Here is a 17,239-nt window from a genome sequence, read left to right as displayed (position 1 = left end):
GAAATATGGAGTTTGCTGCACCATAGAGATTGACAAAAAATGTCTCGCTAGCTTCAACTTTTCTATCACCTTTGACCCGTCGCTATTACCTTCAGTTAAAGTTGGGGTCTTAGTGGAAATTGAATCTTGAATTGAATCATTAGCAGCAATATTCAGAGTAGTTTCAGTTCCTGAAAAAGACACGAAATCTCGCTTCCTTTATTAATTTATTAATAGTTCTGGTGCTACCAATCCTTTTTGGATAGCTAAAACTGCGGCTTGAGTGCGATCGCGTACTTCTAGTTTCTGCAAAATAGCATGGACATGAACCCGCACTGTACCAGGGGCAATGTAGAGAATCTCAGCAATTTCTTGATTGCTTTTGCCAGCTGCTACCAGTGCCAAAATTTCTTGCTCCCGCTTCGTTAGGGGATTTTCTGAGGATTCCTCAGTTTTTGCGGGCTGCACCGCCATAGAATTGCCTTCAAAAGCGGCTCGAATTTCTGTTGTTGCTGTTTGATCCCACCAAGAAGCCCCTGCTGCAACCGATCGCACTGCCAATATTAGAGATTCAGCAGGAATACCTTTGAGACAGTAACCTTGCGCTCCAGCCGCAATTAACCGTGAAATCAAGGGTTTTTCAGAACGAGACGTTAAAACTAGAATTGGTAAAGTTGGGTGCTTTTGCTTGATTTGGCGACAAGCCTCAATCCCGCCAATCCCCGGTAAACCTATATCCAACAAGACCAAATCCAGAGGATAGCGATTTGCTAATTCTACAGCTTGTTCCCCATCTTCTGCTTCTGCGACAATCTCCAAACTGGTTTCTTGTTGTAACCGCATCCGCAGACCAAGCCGAAACAATTCATCATCTTCAACGAGTAAGATTTTTGTCATTGGTCATTTGTCATTGGCTATTTCTCCCCTGCCTCCTCTGCTCCCCCTGCCTTCCCTGCTCCCTTATCTCCACTCTTCAACTCCCCGGTGGTGGACAAGCTGGGAGTCGGAAACCAAACAGTGCGCCTCGTGGTGAGCGATTCTCTGCCCAAATTGTACCCCTATGAGCAGCAATAATTTGCCTGGTTAAATAAAGCCCTAGTCCAGATCCTGAGACGTCGCGATCGCTATGTCCTTGATAAAACCTCTCAAATAAGTGGGGTAACTCTTCTTCAGTAAAGCCGGAACCAGTATCGAGTATTTTTACTACTTGATCGCTAGAATAACCTTCAAGTACTACTTCCACTTTACCGCCACGCGGGGTATGGTTAATGCCATTACTCAGGAGATTAGTAAAGACTCGCCCAAGTTGCAAAGAATCGCCATTTACCCAAAGAAAGCTCCGAAAATCTGATTCGCCATAGTGCAGAGAAATATAAACCTGACGTGTTCTCGCTAGTTCAGTTAAAGTAGCGATGATCTCCTCCGCCACAGTTACCAAGTTAACAGGTGATATCTGTAGTTTCAGCCCTTCGGCATCATTGCGGTACACATCTAAAAGAGTTTGGACTAATTGCAGTGTACTCCGATGACTACGAGCCATTGTTTGGAGGACTTTTGCTTGCATTGGCGTGATTTCACCAAATTGTTCATTTTGTAAATATTTCAGTGTTTCAATTGCTCCTAATAGAGGTGTTTTCAAATCATGCGTTAGGGTAGAAACAAAATCTTCACGCATTATAGCTAGTTGTTCTTGGGAGCGTAATTGTGCTTGCGTATAAGCGATCGCTTCTTCATTGCGGTGGTTGCGGTCACTTAACCAACCTGTTACCAACAACGCCAATACTGCAATCAACCTGTTTGCCAACGTTGGGGAATGAATTATTTCTCCTCCTGGGACAAACAAATTCAACAATGTTAATCCTGTAGCTGCCAGAGTGATCCCCAATACTGCTGCCCGATTCAGTCGAGAATCTGCTAACAAAATTGTCCCTGTGTAGAGGTAGCCAAATACGTACTCAGGTGGTGTTATATATTCCAGTATTATCACGATCGCAAAGGCGATCGCTATTAGCCCATATGTCTTTCTACGCTCATTTATAGCTTCTTTCATAGTCAATAATCGACTTAACATCGTCATTTATGATTTACTAAAAATCTGTATAACTATAGGACTAGTACCGCAAGGCGGAATTCAAAATTCAAAATTCAAAATTAATACAGCATAAGCGTTTCATTGATTTGGAATGGGTGGTTTACTTGCGCCGTGCTGTACTAGCCCTTTCAAGGTGACTAACGAAGATACGTTGTTTCAGCGCTACCATCTTGAATCCTCCGCTCAGATTTTGGGCTTTTTGAAAGTTGAAATAACCAACCTTCGGTCCAAATTTCACCACCTTGAAAGGGCTAGTCCTGAAATATATTTGGGGCATACTGCTGTCAGCGCGATCGCGCCTACCGCTCAATAAATAGGGATTAATGAGATTAATTTGAACTCTGTTGAGTCCCATCAAAATATTTCATTCCGATGAAGAAAACATAAATTTGTTGTAAAGGCGTTCTTGCACGAACACGGTAAATGATAATATCTAACGCGTAATATGCAGCACTTAACCTCATGACGGCAATTTTTGTAACCGAATCACAGAAATATTAACAGGTTAAATTCAGTGCTACATACAAGTCAGTATTGGGTGAATCTTCGAGAAATATTACTTTTCCTTAAGGGTAACGGATGAAGTATGCCGAAAACGTCAATTTTGAACCAAGTTATTTGTGCCTTCAAACAGCACAAACTACAAATTGACAACTGAAGTTACTGAAAAAATCGATTTAGGTAGGTAAAAATTATGGCAGATATCATTGGAACCAACGCTAATGATACTCTAGTGGGCAGCGACGATGACACTATTAAAGGTCTTGCAGGCAACGATACCTTGAGTGTTTACAATTCATCAGGCAATAACCTGCTTTTTGGGGGCGATGGCAATGATTTTCTTGACCTCAGTTACTCATATGGCGATAACACCCTTAACGGTGGCGCTGGTGACGATACCTTGAGTGGTTACAATTCACAAAGCGAAAGCGATAACCTGCTTTTTGGGGGCGATGGCAATGATTCTCTTGACATATCTGACTCATATGGCCATAACACCCTCAACGGTGGTAATGGCAATGATATCCTCACATCTGGCTATGGCGATAATATCCTCACAGGTGGCGGTGGCAAGGATAAATTTATTTACAAACAATACAAAGATTCAGACCACTACACGAGTGATACTATCACCGATTTCGGTGGAGTAGGTAAAGGAACAAATCCCACAGCAGCAGTGATTGCCGAAGTGGACACCTTAACATTCCAGGGCTATGGCTTGACTGCCCAAAATCTGCTGCTGACCCAGAATGGCAACGATCTAGAAATCACCTTTGCAGGGGTAGATGGTGGCCTAGTTACCCTGCAAAACTTTGCCTTAGAAAACCTAGATAACCTAAGCTTATCTACAGGAGCCAGTGTAGATTTGGGCAATATTCTGTTTTATGAGCAAACTAGCATCACGGACAGCTTTGATGTCTTCAATGCCAACTCTACGCAAAATATTATTTTCAACAAGAACACAGTCACCTTCCTTAACGACCTCAACAATAATGTTAACGGCTTTGACAACTCAGATGATGTCATAAATGGTCAGGGGGGTAATGACATCATTGACGGCAAAAGTGGCAACGACCTTTTAAGGGGTGGTATGGGGAATGATACTCTCATTGGTGGTATGGGCAATAATACTCTCAATGGTGGTACTGGCGACGATGACTTGAGTGCTAGCAGTTCAACAGGCAATAATCTGCTCTCTGGGGACGATGGCAACGACCTTTTAAGGGGTGGTACGGGGAATGATACTCTCATTGGTGGTATGGGCAATAATACCCTCAATGGTGGTACTGGTGACGATAACTTGAGTGCTAGCAGTTCAACAGGCAATAATCTACTCTCTGGGGACGGTGGCAATGATTCTTTTGACCTCAGTAGCTCATCTGGCAAAAATACCCTCAATGGTGGTACTGGTGACGATAGCTTAAATGTTGACTCTTCATCAGGCAATAATCTGCTCTCTGGAGGCGATGGCAATGATTCTCTTTCCGCGTCTGGCTACCTGAGAACCTACTTTTACAGCGACGGCCCCTTCTACTACTACAATTTCTCATCTGGCAATAATACCCTCAAAGGTGGTGCAGGTAACGATACCTTGAATGCTAGTGGTTCAACAGGCAATAACCTGCTCTCTGGGGGCGATGGCGATGATTATCTAGACATTTCTCTCTCTCTCTCACAAGAAGGTAATTACACTGAGTACACCAGTCAATCATCAGGCAATAATACCCTCAAAGGTGGTACAGGTAACGATACCTTGACTGCTAGCGGTTCAAGAGGCAATAACTTCCTCTCTGGGGGCGATGGCAATGATACCCTCTATGGAGGGGATGGTACTGATACCTTTGCTTTCAATAGTTACAACGAAGGCATTGATAGTCTTTATGACTTCAATGCCACTGATGACCTGATTCAGGTATCGGCTGATGGTTTTGATGGCAAGCTGTCAACACCTTCACTCAAAGCGGATCAGTTTACTATCGGAACATCTGCAACCACTAGCGTTCAACGATTTATCTACAACGACATTACAGGTGCATTGTTCTTTGACAAAGACGGTAGCGCATCTGGGTTTACTCAAGTAAAATTTGCTTTAGTTACTGCTGGATTGTCACTAACCGAAAACAATTTTGTGGTTGTTTAATCGTCTTTAGCGTTTTACCATTACTAAGCAGTATGTGTTGCGAGGTGTTATTTTCAGCACCTCGCATTCGTTTGCTCAATGCAAGTCATTTTGATCAGCGATCGCCATTCTTGCACAGATATTATAATGAACTCTATACTTATTAATACTAAATAGAACTTTTAATTAATTTCTAAACCATCTGGTACAAGCGAAATCAAATCAATTTCTAAATCAATTTTGCGACCATTGCCTTTGCGGTTAACGTACAATTTTCCCAAAATGCCACGATCACCCCTAATGCAGTGATTGAAGATATATAGAGGCGATGCCTACGGCGGCAAGCTACGCTAATCTCACTCAAGCAATTCTGACTAATCGGGGTCAAATCGTTATAGACTGTAGATCGCAGGCTTTCGGCGTACTGCCTTAACCCAGATGAGTAACGCTGGTATCTCACTGCGGGTAATTCAGGAAATCTCAGGGCATCGGAATTTAGAGCAGTTCGAGAGATACTTAGAAGTGTCTGACGATCAGGTATTGGGGGCGGCAGCGGCGTTGTCGATGTTGTTAGGGAGCAATGCAATGGAGGATCTGAGTGCGTAAGTTCTGCAAACTTGGAAAATGTATTGTATAAACAAATAATCCTAACTAGTGAAATAGATGAATTAAGAGTAAAAATTAAATATTCTTAACAAAAACTTGAACAAGTATTTGGAAAATAGTGATAAGTGAAAATAGGAAATTCCTAAAAATCTGTTATTTATAAAAATTGGCTTGCTAGCACTTAAATTTAATTTAACGCAAAATATATGGGACAAGGTTTTTTGCAAATTGGCTTAACACTGTGTATTGTCATAGCAATCACTCCATTATTCGGAAAATACATAGCTAGTGTCTTTTTGGGAGAAAAAACACTACTTGATTTTTTAATGAACCCCATAGAGCGAAGTATGTTCATACTTGCGGGTGTTCGGAGAAAAGATGACATGACGGGTTGGCAGTATATTCGAGCAGTACTCTGTTGCAACCTAATTATGGCTATTTCAGTGTATTTTCTGATATATTTTCAGAGACTCTTACCCTGGAATCCTAACGGCTTCGGTGCGCCTACCTGGGATGTATTGCTGCACACAACCATTTCATTTGTGACGAATACCGACCAGCAACACTATGCTGGTGAGACAACTTTAAGCTATTTTAGCCAGGTAGCGGCTTTAGGCTTTTTGATGTTCACCTCCGCAGCCACCGGGTTAGCAGTGGGAATTGCCTTTATTCGCGGGTTGGCGGGTAGAAAATTGGGAAACTTTTACGTCGATCTTGTCCGTGGAATTACGCGAATATTGCTGCCGATTTCGATTATTGGAGCGATCGCCTTACTTGTAACAGGTGTACCACAAACATTAAAAGAGACTCTGGATATAAGAACCTTAGAAGGCGGGACGCAATATCTTGCCAGAGGCCCAGTGGCATCCTTTGAGATGATTAAACTTTTGGGCGACAACGGCGGTGGCTTTTTTGGCGTCAACTCAGCTCACCCCTTTGAAAATCCCAATGGCGCTTCTAACTTGATAGAAATGCTCGCCATGATTTCTATACCAGCAGCCTTGATTTACACTTACGGTATATTTGTCAACAATATCAAACAAGCTTGGTTGCTTTTCTGGATGGTATTTGTGATTTTTGTAGTTCTAGTGGGGGTAACAACCGTGGGAGAACTGCAAGGTAATCCCCTTGTTAATAACGCCTTTGGATTTGAACAGCCCAATTTAGAGGGTAAAGAAGTTCGATTTGGCTGGGCACAAACGGCGTTTTGGGCAGTGATGACTACTGCTACTATGTCTGGTGCAGTGAATGGGATGCACGATTCTTTGATGCCGCAAGGAATATTTTCGACTCTCTTCAACTTGTTTATTCAGGTTATTTGGGGTGGTCAGGGAACTGGAACAGCTTACTTATTTATTTACTTAATTCTCACAGTGTTCCTAACTGGACTAATGGGAGGACGCACCCCAGAGTTTTTAGGACGCAAAATTGAAAAGCGGGAAATCGTCCTCGCCAGCGTGGTGCTGTTGATTCACCCAATTCTAGTTTTGATTCCTAGTGCGATCGCCTTGGCTTACCCCATTTCCCTATCTGGAATTAGTAACCCTGGCAATCACGGTATTTCTCAAGTAGTTTATGAATACGTCTCAGCAGCTGCAAATAATGGCTCCGGCTTAGAGGGATTGAGGGATAACACCCTGTGGTGGAATTTGAGTACTTTAGTTAGTTTAATAGGAGGACGCTACATTCCGATGATTGCCATCCTTTTGTTAGCTGAGGGAATGTCTCGCAAACAACAAGTACAAGAAACCCGTGATACCTTGAAAACTGATTCTCTGGTATTTACTAGTATCACAGCTGGAGTGACACTGGTTTTGGGAGTGTTGACTTTCTTTCCCGTTCTAGCTTTAGGCCCCATAGCTGAGGGTTTGAAACTAGCATCTGGCAGTTAGTAGAGTTATGAGTTATGAGTTTGCAATTAAGAGAATACTAAAAAATAAATTATCCGGTTTCGTAGGGTGCGTTAGTAACGCATCTTAGAGGATGGAATTTTTTTATTGAAATGTCCCTAATAACTCCTAACTCTAGCCCTGTCAACATGATATGTAGCTTTAATTTCATATTCGTTCAAAGAAAATCTTCACTTGTTCTTTTAGAATTTTGAAACTTCCGAGTTCAGAGGTTCAACTTCCGAGTTCAGAGGTTCAATTTCCAAGTTCAGAGGCTCAACTTCCGAGTTCTGAGCTAGTAATGAATACAAGACTAACCTTGAGAGCACTACTCCTAACCAAAGGCGGAGCGTCTCCGGCTCCGCTTTTAACTCCTAACTTTATTTATGAATCAAGTGGCAACTAACTTCAAAGCTAGACGCCCAAATTTCCGTCCTGGCGATCGCCGTCAGGCACGTAAAAAGGCCAGGGCAAGTAATAAGTGGCTGTACTTAAGGGCAATTAAAGATGCTTTTGTCAAACTCAATCCTAAGTACGCAATCAAAAACCCAGTGATGTTTGTGGTTTGGGTGGGGACAATTATCACCCTATTGCTAACAATTGATCCCAACCTATTTGGCCCAGCCCTGCAAAAGAACCCGCAACTTTTCAACGGCTTGTTGTCAGGGATTTTATTCTTTACAGTTTGGTTTGCCAATTTTGCCGAAGCAATGGCAGAAGGGCGGGGTAAAGCTCAAGCCGATGCTTTGCGAGCAACAAAATCAGAGACGATCGCTAAAAAACTTGCTCTTGATGGCACAATTAGTGAAGTTTCATCCACCAGCCTCAAGCAAGATGATACCATCTACGTCCTTGCTGGCGATATTATCCCCGCCGATGGCGAAGTAATTATGGGTGTCGCCTCGGTGGATGAATCGGCAATTACTGGAGAATCTGCACCAGTATTAAAAGAATCAGGCTCCGACGTTGCCAGTTCCGTCACAGGTGGGACGCGGATTATCTCAGATGAACTAATTATCCGTATCACATCTGACCCAGACAAAGGCTTTATTCACCGAATGATTGCCTTGGTGGAAGGGGCAGAACGCAGCAAAACACCTAATGAAATTGCCTTGACAGTATTGCTGGCAGTTCTGAGCTTAGTGTTTTTGTTAGTCGTGGTAACCTTGCCTGCCCTTGCCTACTATGTCAACAGTCCAGTCAGCGTGCCAATCTTGATTGCCCTGTTAGTGGCGTTGATTCCGACAACGATTGGCGGTTTACTAAATACCATCAGCATTGCTGGTATGGATCGAGTTGCCCAATTTAACGTCATTGCTACTTCCGGACAAGCAGTTGAAGCCTGTGGTGATATTAACATTTTAGTTCTCGACAAGACAGGTACAATTACCCTCGGCAACCGCTTGGCGGAAGAGTTTATTCCCATCAACGGTCATTCAACGTCGGAACTTGCTAATGTTGCGTGGGCGGCTAGTGTCTTTGACAATACACCAGAAGGTAAATCCATTGTCCGACTGGCAGAAAACTTAGGCGCACGGTTTGATTTTGACTCCAGTCAGGCACAAGGAGTCGATTTTGACTCCAAAACACGCATGAGTGGCACGAACTTGCCTGGTGGACATCAGGCCAGGAAGGGAGCAGTAGAAGCCATTAAAGAATTTGTCCGTTCTCTGAACGGATACGATACACCAGAATTGGATGCTGGCTACGAACGAGTTTCTCGCCTGGGAGGTACACCCCTAGCAGTCAGCTTAGATAATGAAATCTATGGGATTGTTTATCTCAAAGATATTGTTAAACCTGGTATCCGCGATCGCTTTGAGCAACTGCGACGGATAGGAGTGCGTACCATCATGTTGACTGGAGACAACCGAATTACAACTTCTGTCATTGCCAAAGAAGCTGGAGTTGATGATTTCATTGCTGAAGCCACACCAGAAGACAAAATCAGCGTCATTAAAAAGGAACAAGCAGCAGGTAAACTGGTTGCCATGACCGGAGATGGGACTAACGATGCTCCAGCATTAGCCCAAGCTCATGTCGGCGTCGCTATGAATACAGGGACACAAGCTGCAAAAGAAGCCGCCAACATGGTCGATTTGGACTCCGATCCCACAAAGCTGATCGATATCATTAGCATTAGCAAACAATTGTTGATTACTCGTGGGGCATTGATGACATTTTCTATCGCTAATGATATTGCTAAATACTTTGCAATTATCCCAGTGATATTTGTTGCTGCTAACCTGCAAAGCTTGAATATTATGAATTTGACTAGCCCTAATTCTGCTGTACTATCAGCACTGATTTATAATGCTTTGATTATTCCCGCTTTGATTCCCTTGGCATTAAAGGGTGTGCGGTTTAGACCGCTGACAGCTAATCAACTACTCCAACGCAATATCTTAATTTATGGCTTAGGTGGGGTGATTGCGCCGTTTATCGCCATTAAGTTAATAGATATGCTGATTACAGTTGTAGGCTTGGCTTAAGGACAGCAAAAATAGAGACGCTGCGAAACGAACGCATCTTGACCAAAGTAAAATAATAAACATTTTTAGCTTTTTTATTTTTACTTTTACCTGTTGAGAGACAGAACAAGAAGAATATGAATAAACATCGTTTTCACTCAGCACTGCTTCGGCAATGTCCTTTGTTTGGTCGCAATGGCGTAAAAACACCTACCTACCACTCGCTATTTTTATCTTGCTGTGCTTGAATGTGACAGTTGCCCCAGTTGTTTATGTTGTTGCTAACAGCACCCTGGAACGTCCTGCTAAGTGAGCAAAGTCATTAAAAATTAAAAATTAAAAATTAAATTCTAGGAGTCATTGGAAAACTTTTTATGGCTATTATTCGAGAAACCATCAGAGCAATTTTCATAACTCTAATGCTTTGGTTGTTGACTGCAATCATCTATCCTCTGGTAATCCTTGTAGTGGGTCAAGTTTTTTTGCCCTATCAAGCTAACGGTAGCATCACGTTGAATCTAAATAATCAACCAATTGGTTCGGCTTTGATTGGTCAGGTGTTCACATCTGATCGGTATTTCCATCCTCGTCCCAGTACTGTTAGATATAGCCAAGGAAAAAAAGCCAAGCCAACTGGCATATCTGGAGCCAGCAATCTCGCTGCAAGCAATCCAGAGCTACTAAAGCGGATTTTAGAACAGGCAAATCAGTTGCGAGACGAAAATCTTCAACCGATAGCTGATATAATTTATACTTCAGGCTCTGGTTTAGATCCGCATATTTCTTTCAAAGCAGCACGGCAACAATTGACGCGGGTTGCTGGTGCGCGTGGAGTAAAAGAAGATGAAATCCTACGTTTAATTAATAAGTATACTGATGGCAGATTTTTATGGATTTTTGGCGAACCGGGAGTCAATGTTCTGCGATTGAATTATGCTCTTGACTTGCAAGAAATTAATCGTCAGCAAAATCAATAAATGTAAATGGGGCATTGGGGAGCCAGCGCCGTGGTGTTAGCGCAGCGTAAAGCCTGCGGCATAGCTTCTCTTCTCTACGAGAGGCTGCGCCAACGAGACGCTCTTGCGTTCGCTGAGAGCGACGTAGGAGCGTCGGCAGTCGCTCAAAGGGGGTTTCCACGCCAGTTGCAACAAGAGTGGCTCGCCGCCCAACGCACTGTCTCCCCAGGAGGAACTGCCTTTATGGTTTCCCGACTTGTACTCCTACGGAGAACCAAGCTACGCGTAGCGTCTCCTTTCGGAGAGGCGACTGGCGTCATGGGGCATTGGGCATGGGTAAAGCGCCGTTTTACGATGAAATAGGATTGCTATATAAACTAAGAATGAAATGTCAGATAATAGTAATGCTAGTTCGCCTGGCACTGCACCTTTAAATTCTGCAAGTGACTTGCTGTATCCGGTACGACGGCAGGGCAAGCATAAAATATTTATTGGCATGGCTCCTGGAGTAGGCAAAACCTACCGAATGCTGGAAGAGGGACATGCACTCAAGCAGGAAGGAATTGATGTCGTCGTTGGGCTTTTGGAAACTCACGGACGCAAGGAAACAGCCCAAAAGGCAGAGAGACTGGAAATTTTAGCCCGTAAGCAATTTCCTCGGGGTGAGTTGACGCTAATGGATATGGATACAGATGCTATTTTAAAGCGATCGCCCCAATTAGTCTTAATCGATGAACTTGCCCATACCAACGTCCCTGGTTCCCCACGCGAAAAACGCTACGAAGATGTAGAAATAGTTTTGGCAGCAGGTATTGATGTCTACTCCACAATGAATGTGCAGCATTTGGAAAGTCTCAATGACTTAGTAGCCCGAATTACAGGTGTGGTAGTCCGTGAGCGGGTTCCTGACAGGATTATGGATGAAGCAGATGAAATAGTAGTAGTAGATGTCACACCGGAAACCCTGCAAGAACGGTTATTAGAAGGCAAGATTTACGCACCGCAAAAAATCCAACAATCCCTCGATAACTTTTTCCAACGTCGTAACCTGATTGCTTTGCGGGAGTTAGCTTTGCGGGAAGTAGCAGACAACGTGGAAGGAAATGCCATCGCTACTACCCCCAATGGGCAATTCTGTAATATTCACGAGCGGGTTTTGGTGTGCGTATCCACCTATCCCAACTCAGTGCAGCTGTTACGCCGGGGTGCGAGGCTAGCTAACTACATGAATGCCCCACTTTATACTTTGTTTGTTGCCGATTCAGAGCGCTTTCTCACTAAAGAGGAAAGCTTACACATCCACACTTGTGAGAAACTTTGTAAAGAATTTGAAGGTACTTTTCTTCGTGTTACCAACAGTAACGTAGGCAATGCGATCGCCCAAGTCGCCGAGAAATATCGGATCACCCAAATTGTAATTGGAGAAAGTCAGCGATCGCGCTGGCAAATGCTCCTCAAAGGATCTTTGACGCAAAAATTGGTACGCTTGCTCAAAAACATCGATTTGCATATCATTGCCAGCGAAAAAATGATTTCACCCAAATAGGGGATTAAACTTTCATAAAAACCTCAGAAGTAAAGCTTCCATGCAAACCATAGGGGATATGATGCTTGAGATGTAGGCGAGCGATCGCTCCTTTAGAGAAATCACTAGCATCCAAAATTACCAAATCTGAGCGGTGATGGGCAGCATCATAAACCAAAGCTAATACCCAACCATCATCTTCCTTTTCGGAATCTGGGCGCGGGACAAAAATCGGTTCACCTACAAAACCACGGGGTGCAGCACTCCAAAGTTGTCTTTCTCCAGACTCTAAATCAATTTTCAGCAATGCTTGTAAGGGAGCATTACCAGTGTTTGCATGAGCCGCACCTATATATAGATATCGATAAGAGTGTCCCACATTCGCCGGATGTATGCTGGGAAATTCACAACAACGCCCATCAATCAATTCCTGCCGTACCTTCCCATTCTTTAGATTTAGACAAAATCGCCAGAGTTTCCCAGGTGAAAGTGTCTCAAAATCAACTTGTCGAAAATCGCTTTCGGGTTGCACTTCTGGTAAATGTTGGTAGCAAATGGAGTCAATCAAAACTTCTTCTCCTACCTCAAAAGCATTGATGTGATGGAAGACGAAACCAGACTGAGTTTCCAGAATTTTTATCTTTTCTTGCCCTTCTTTGGGGAAGCGGGGAATAATTATAATTTGAGTTGGCTGATTTGGCTGAAATTTGATACATTCTCCCGCCGCACGTATTCCCAAGACGAAAGGTATGGGATTAAATGTGACAGGATTTTGAAAGAAGATGCAGTAATTGGCAGTAATGACAAAATCGTGGATGAAACAGAAACCTGGCACACTATAAGCGTGCTGTCTAACAATTTTACCTGCTGAGTTTAGCTCGAAAATAGTAATTGTGGTAGATAATCCTGGTTTAATCGAGAAGTTTACCAGGCAAGGTGCGCCCCCATCTTGGTAACAATTCTTTTCCACGCGGGGATGTGCAGCGAAAGCTTCACCTGCTGACAAAATACCGTTAAAATATTCATTACCCAAGGTTTCAAGAGTGTAAGGATCGAGGCGATGTGCTTCAGCCCCTTCCCACAGTGCTAGCAGTTTACCACCCCAATAGATAACATTTGTATTGGCAATATTTTTGAGTTTGAAGTCAAAGATATTAGCTAGCCAACCGCCGGGTTTTTGAGTGCCAAAAGTACCGCGATAGAGAATTTTTCCTGCCTTTTGCTCTGCCAAATAGCCAGTTGTGTGGACAAAGCGATTGCGAAAATGGGCACGACCGTTCGTAAAGGTAATTTTGCTAATCATCCCATCCCCATCAAACGGGTGATGAAGACGTTGCCCATTCACATCTAGCAAACCAGGGCCATTTCTAAACAGCGTACCTTGTAATTCTCTGGGAATTTGTCCTTCTATATCATCAATCCAATAATCAAATTCTTGGGTGAGAGATTGATATCCTCCTTGCCAGTCTGCACGAGTGTAGGATTTTTCTGTAACTGGGCTTTCTTGACTTTTAAAATGCATATACTTTGTTTTTTCTTGTTATTTTGCACGAAAATATGTAGCTGCTCCAAATAATTTCTTTGCAGCTTTACTACAACGATAAGGCAGCGCACTCACTCATTAAATGTGATATTTATTACATTAATCTATTACATTAATCCACTATTTCCGACTCTGGTTCTCTCAGTACTAACTCAGACATCAAATCTGGCAAAAACGCTTGTTCGTTATCTTTGGGTGTCTCAGTTTGCTCCTCAGCAGGTAGCCAATTGATAAATGGTAGGGGTAACAGCGTACTGAGGTTAGTAATTACCACCAACAGCCAAAGTGACTCAAAGTTGGTTGCAGTGATCCCCAGCCAATAGGTGATTAATGCCCCGAATGCATGAGAAACGCTTCCTGCTGAATTAAACACTGACATTAATAAGGCAAATAATGTCGCTTCTACACCAGAAGGACAAAGCCTTGCTGCTAGCACCATCACTTGCATAAAGGCAATTTTCCCCATCACAGTCAGAATCAGGCTATCACCCAAACTAAACCAGTGGTCATCTATACCCAATAGCCTGTTTGTGTGAGTCACCAACAACAGCATCGTCATCCCCAATATTGACGAAAGGACAGTACTCCAAGTAAAAATCACGCGAAAAGGGATGCTTTTGAGGAAACGTTGAAAAATCCAAACACCTGCTAAAGAAGCGAAACTTGTTACCAAATGCACCCGTCCCAAAAATTCTGGTTCAAAGTGGAGTTCGTTGGTAGTGAAGTAGAAAAAGGCTGAGTCAGCATTTGGGGTAGCTTGCCAGATGAAGATAAATGCCGTTGGTAGCCAAATTGTTTTTTGGCTAATGGCTTGGCGTAGCAGCCCCAGTTGATGTTTGATTGGTAAAGAATTAGTCTGCTCGCTATCTTGAGCATCTTGGCTAACGGGGGACTCAGCAATTAACCAAGCTACCCCTGAAACGATGAGAGGGAATAAGGCGGTAATTCCAAAGACAGTACGGGTAGTAAAATATTGGAGTAGCAGACCGCTAAAGTATGCTGTTATCAAACCTCCGATCGCAGAAGCACCCCAGCACAGAGATTGTAATGAACCGGCTTTCGCTTGCGATTCGCCTCTGGCTCGTTCAACAACCAGCGAGTCAACTATTACGTCACTCATGGCGACAGAGAGAGAACTAAGAGCGATCACTAATGTAGCTGCCCAGCTAGTATGAACTATTGTGGCGAGACTTACCCAAGAAGCAGTTCCCAGTATCCCGGATAAAATCAAGTAAGGACGCCGACGATAGCCAAAAATAGGCAAGCCATCAGAGATAAAACCAAACACCGGTTTGATCATCCAAGGTAGGAAGACAATTCCCAATAGCGCCGACACCTGGACTGGACTCAGCAGCAGTTCATCTTTGAGGAAAAAACTAACGGCTAGACGCGATAGCCCTAAAATTCCTTGAACAAAGTAAACAGTGAGAATTGCAATTAACTCTGCATTAGGTTCATTACCTAAGAAGATTTTTTGTGTTAATGAGTCTTTGACCTTGGACAAACCAGATGATTGAAGCACCATTCGATAAATATTTTTTAAATTTTATCTACTTTTATATCATAACGATTCTTCAGACCTGGGCTTTAGGAGCAGCTCTATCCCAAGTTAAGCCTGTGAACTGGGTAATGCCGACATTTGTAAGCTGAAACAGTAGGTAATCCAGGCATTCTCTAAGTGTTGTAGAGTGGCTGCTCATAAGATAAATGGCAAAACAATTAGGGCGAGTTTACCTAAGTAAGCTCGCCCTAACTTGTATTTAATGTTGACTCTTGAGTGGAACTTCTGAAATCCTGCCTATAGCACGCTACGCGAAGTGGAGCCTGGGAGTAAGGCATAGAGAAAATCAGGCAAATCTTACTGATATAGAATTGGTATCTTTAATAAGATTGCTTTAAGACGATGCTATGAAAGTGGCGATCGCTTAAGAGTGATATTCCCTTAATTATCATTAGAAGTGCAAAATACCCTTAATGTGAGCCAGAAATCGTCTTGTTTGCAAGCCGCTACACTTATGACAATTGCAAAACTGACTTTTTCTTGACTCGACGAGTCATAACTGAAGTAGCACCCACAAAACCAATCACAAAAACTCCTAATACAGAAGAAGACTCAGGAACTGCTGCTATAACGACATTACCGGTGATACTCTTGTAGCTAGTGGCGACGGTGTGATTATCTGATTCAAAACCACTTCCGCCAATATTGGTGAATTGAACCTGATCAAAAGTTCCGCCAACATCGTAGAAGTTGATGAAAGCAAAGGGTTCTCCAGAATCCTGATTTTTGAATGTCGAATTAGGATTACCGTAGTAGCTGGCTTTATTTGGTAGCTTGGCGATATAACTAACCACATCAGCGGTGGTCAGAGTTTGTACAACCTTACCTTGTGAAAGAAATGTAAGTACGTTATTACTATCTCCCGCAGACCACCAAAGTCCAAAGTAACTTTGTGGGGTTGTCAAATTTAGGGTAGAAACTGTTTGACCATTACCTGATCTACTCGTATCTACATCAAAATATTTGCCTGTTCCACCAGCACCACCATATTGATCTGCATTCTCGATCAGAGTCTTCTGATAGCTACCAATATTTGTTGTTCCATCATTCCATTGAAAGCCTGTTGCACTGTAACTTTGTGTTTGTCCATCAAAGTTTTGTACATGAGCATTAACAAGATTTGATAATTGTGCATTTTGTACGCCTGGGTTTTCTATTGATACTGCAAAAGACGCAGCCATTACAGGACGGGTAACAGTAGCTAAGGACAAAACGACACCAGAAGCGATCGCGGACTTAATTAAAAGACTTTTCATTTTCGTTTTAAAATCTTTCGTGTTCATGCTTCATTGTGCGATGTGCTTCTAGATTCCAACATCAGGGTGATTACTACTTTTTCGATTTGATTATACTTAGATGAAAGTGTAGGTTATTGGACTTAATTTACAGAAAAATCACTGAGATTATGTTCTGTGATGTCTATTATTTTATGTAGAAAGCGCGAAGTTATCAGTGCTAAATTGTAAACAAGCTTTATTTAGAAAAGGTGCTATTTTGTCATTTGTAAGCAGTTTATATTTATAATGTTCTAGATAAAGAAGGCATGAGGTATTCTGCTATGCCAATCCCTTGAAAACCTGTACTTATTTCTTGGTTAAATATTTTTCCAAGCTCATAATAAAGATTACCTTGGTTTTTATCGAAGATAATTACATAATTTATATTTGACTGTATTATTAACTTTACAATGCCAAAGCTGAATGAAATTAAACTTCCAAATGTAATTTTTAGTCAACGTGTTTTATGACGATAATTTCAAACGTAATTATTCTTTTTGTTTCAAGGAAAAACCATATTCTTTGATAGATAGCTGTCATCTGGCTCTTATCCTTTCTCTCAAAATTCGTCTTTCTCTAGTGGGAGCATCCCAAATGTGTAAAAACATATTTTGTCATTGCGTTCGCCCTTGGCGTTCCCGCAGGGTACGTAATGAAATGGAGCGTACTCCTTCGGAGAAGCAAGCTACGCGGAGCGTCTCGTAGAGAAGCAATCGCAAA

At 42.6% G+C, this 17,239-nt stretch carries 13 protein-coding genes and 1 pseudogene; 8 read left to right on the top strand and 6 right to left on the bottom strand.

Going from position 1 to position 17,239, the window contains the following annotated elements; all coding sequences use genetic code 11:
• Positions 1–201: 201 nt before the first annotated feature.
• From V7L29_RS29025 to V7L29_RS29015, 3 genes are all read right to left on the bottom strand, one after another.
• Positions 202–876, bottom strand: coding sequence for a response regulator transcription factor (locus tag V7L29_RS29025; protein ID WP_334689409.1), 675 nt, complete (start codon positions 874–876; stop codon positions 202–204).
• Between the two features lie 76 nt (positions 877–952).
• Complete coding sequence (locus V7L29_RS29020; protein ID WP_334737645.1) at positions 953–2,050, bottom strand: sensor histidine kinase; 1,098 nt, start codon at positions 2,048–2,050, stop codon at positions 953–955.
• 121 nt (positions 2,051–2,171) lie between these two features.
• A complete protein-coding gene (locus tag V7L29_RS29015) occupies positions 2,172–2,426 on the bottom strand; it encodes a hypothetical protein (protein WP_334737644.1) in 255 nt (84 codons plus the stop codon).
• Between the two features lie 339 nt (positions 2,427–2,765).
• Between V7L29_RS29015 and V7L29_RS29010 the strand changes: the two genes are divergently transcribed.
• From V7L29_RS29010 to V7L29_RS28975, 8 genes and pseudogenes are all read left to right on the top strand, one after another.
• Complete coding sequence (locus V7L29_RS29010) at positions 2,766–4,712, top strand: calcium-binding protein (protein ID WP_334737643.1); 1,947 nt, start codon at positions 2,766–2,768, stop codon at positions 4,710–4,712.
• Positions 4,713–5,105: 393 nt separating this feature from the next.
• Positions 5,106–5,297 (top strand): annotated as a pseudogene (locus tag V7L29_RS29005) (tyrosine-type recombinase/integrase); the annotation flags it as partial.
• A 206-nt stretch (positions 5,298–5,503) separates the two neighbouring features.
• Complete coding sequence (gene kdpA, locus V7L29_RS29000) at positions 5,504–7,189, top strand: potassium-transporting ATPase subunit KdpA (RefSeq protein WP_334737642.1); 1,686 nt, start codon at positions 5,504–5,506, stop codon at positions 7,187–7,189.
• Positions 7,190–7,572: 383 nt separating this feature from the next.
• A complete protein-coding gene (gene kdpB, locus V7L29_RS28995; protein WP_334737641.1) occupies positions 7,573–9,678 on the top strand; it encodes a potassium-transporting ATPase subunit KdpB in 2,106 nt (701 codons plus the stop codon).
• Between the two features lie 154 nt (positions 9,679–9,832).
• The gene (locus V7L29_RS28990) at positions 9,833–9,970 is read left to right on the top strand and encodes a hypothetical protein (protein ID WP_334689417.1); all 138 of its coding nucleotides are present in this window, start codon (positions 9,833–9,835) and stop codon (positions 9,968–9,970) included.
• Between the two features lie 61 nt (positions 9,971–10,031).
• The gene (gene kdpC, locus V7L29_RS28985; protein ID WP_334737640.1) at positions 10,032–10,634 is read left to right on the top strand and encodes a K(+)-transporting ATPase subunit C; all 603 of its coding nucleotides are present in this window, start codon (positions 10,032–10,034) and stop codon (positions 10,632–10,634) included.
• 6 nt (positions 10,635–10,640) lie between these two features.
• A complete protein-coding gene (locus V7L29_RS28980; RefSeq protein ID WP_334737639.1) occupies positions 10,641–10,976 on the top strand; it encodes a hypothetical protein in 336 nt (111 codons plus the stop codon).
• Between the two features lie 25 nt (positions 10,977–11,001).
• Positions 11,002–12,159 (top strand): universal stress protein, encoded by a 1,158-nt coding sequence (locus tag V7L29_RS28975; protein WP_334737638.1) that lies wholly within the window; start codon positions 11,002–11,004, stop codon positions 12,157–12,159.
• Positions 12,160–12,163: 4 nt separating this feature from the next.
• Here the strand turns inward: V7L29_RS28975 and V7L29_RS28970 are convergent, their stop codons facing one another.
• The 3 genes from V7L29_RS28970 to V7L29_RS28960 all read right to left on the bottom strand — a co-directional run bounded on the left by V7L29_RS28970 (position 12,164) and on the right by V7L29_RS28960 (position 16,498).
• Positions 12,164–13,660, bottom strand: coding sequence for a carotenoid oxygenase family protein (locus V7L29_RS28970; protein WP_334691878.1), 1,497 nt, complete (start codon positions 13,658–13,660; stop codon positions 12,164–12,166).
• Between the two features lie 133 nt (positions 13,661–13,793).
• Positions 13,794–15,206 carry a folate/biopterin family MFS transporter gene (locus V7L29_RS28965; protein ID WP_334737637.1) on the bottom strand — a complete coding sequence of 471 codons (1,413 nt, stop codon included), beginning with the start codon at positions 15,204–15,206 and terminating at the stop codon, positions 13,794–13,796.
• A 488-nt stretch (positions 15,207–15,694) separates the two neighbouring features.
• Positions 15,695–16,498, bottom strand: a complete 804-nt coding sequence (locus V7L29_RS28960; protein ID WP_334691876.1) for an Npun_F0296 family exosortase-dependent surface protein — start codon at positions 16,496–16,498, stop codon at positions 15,695–15,697.
• Positions 16,499–17,239: the final 741 nt, after the last annotated feature.

The organism is Nostoc sp. (genome assembly GCF_036916575.1).
Lineage (GTDB): Bacteria > Cyanobacteriota > Cyanobacteriia > Cyanobacteriales > Nostocaceae > Nostoc.
Note: the sequence above shows the minus strand (reverse complement) of the source record. Positions and strands in the feature narration are given on the sequence as shown.

What these genes read in the sequence shown, in the direction of transcription:
- kdpB (WP_334737641.1), top strand. Translation starts at nt 7,573, where the DNA reads ATGAATCAAGTGGCAACTAACTTCAAAGCTAGACGCCCAAATTTCCGT.
- V7L29_RS28990 (WP_334689417.1), top strand. Translation starts at nt 9,833, where the DNA reads ATGTCCTTTGTTTGGTCGCAATGGCGTAAAAACACCTACCTACCACTC.
- kdpA (WP_334737642.1), top strand. Translation starts at nt 5,504, where the DNA reads ATGGGACAAGGTTTTTTGCAAATTGGCTTAACACTGTGTATTGTCATA.
- V7L29_RS28965 (WP_334737637.1), bottom strand. Translation starts at nt 15,206, where the DNA reads ATGGTGCTTCAATCATCTGGTTTGTCCAAGGTCAAAGACTCATTAACA.
- V7L29_RS28960 (WP_334691876.1), bottom strand. Translation starts at nt 16,498, where the DNA reads ATGAAAAGTCTTTTAATTAAGTCCGCGATCGCTTCTGGTGTCGTTTTG.
- V7L29_RS29020 (WP_334737645.1), bottom strand. Translation starts at nt 2,050, where the DNA reads ATGTTAAGTCGATTATTGACTATGAAAGAAGCTATAAATGAGCGTAGA.
- V7L29_RS28980 (WP_334737639.1), top strand. Translation starts at nt 10,641, where the DNA reads ATGGGGCATTGGGGAGCCAGCGCCGTGGTGTTAGCGCAGCGTAAAGCC.
- V7L29_RS28970 (WP_334691878.1), bottom strand. Translation starts at nt 13,660, where the DNA reads ATGCATTTTAAAAGTCAAGAAAGCCCAGTTACAGAAAAATCCTACACT.
- V7L29_RS29015 (WP_334737644.1), bottom strand. Translation starts at nt 2,426, where the DNA reads ATGGGACTCAACAGAGTTCAAATTAATCTCATTAATCCCTATTTATTG.
- V7L29_RS29010 (WP_334737643.1), top strand. Translation starts at nt 2,766, where the DNA reads ATGGCAGATATCATTGGAACCAACGCTAATGATACTCTAGTGGGCAGC.
- kdpC (WP_334737640.1), top strand. Translation starts at nt 10,032, where the DNA reads ATGGCTATTATTCGAGAAACCATCAGAGCAATTTTCATAACTCTAATG.
- V7L29_RS29025 (WP_334689409.1), bottom strand. Translation starts at nt 876, where the DNA reads ATGACAAAAATCTTACTCGTTGAAGATGATGAATTGTTTCGGCTTGGT.
- V7L29_RS28975 (WP_334737638.1), top strand. Translation starts at nt 11,002, where the DNA reads ATGTCAGATAATAGTAATGCTAGTTCGCCTGGCACTGCACCTTTAAAT.